The 223-nt window shown below is 53.8% G+C and carries 1 protein-coding gene; it reads right to left on the bottom strand.

What is annotated here, in order from left to right; translation table 11 throughout:
* Positions 1-223: type VI secretion system contractile sheath domain-containing protein (locus ABR397_RS25780; protein WP_350307896.1), on the bottom strand; the 223-nt coding region annotated here is incomplete at both ends.

Genomic DNA, 223 nt, shown 5'->3' with positions numbered 1-223 from the left:
GATGTATTCAGCGCGGTCAAAGTAGCTGCCGATGTCTTTAATCGCCGCCACCTCTTCCATGGTTTTTTTACCGAAAAAGGCTGGTCCGACCGCGCCAATAAAGGGCATATGCGCCGCGGCTGATACTTTGGCGATATGACGCAACAGGGCAATATCCTGCGAGCTGGCATCAAATTCGTAATTGGCAATCACCGAGCCGATAGGCTCCCCGCCCGGCATATCG

The organism is Photorhabdus viridis, assembly GCF_040256935.1.
Classification (GTDB): domain Bacteria; phylum Pseudomonadota; class Gammaproteobacteria; order Enterobacterales; family Enterobacteriaceae; genus Photorhabdus; species Photorhabdus viridis.
The sequence above is the reverse complement of the archived record's forward strand: the minus strand, read 5'-3'. Positions and strand labels throughout refer to the sequence as shown.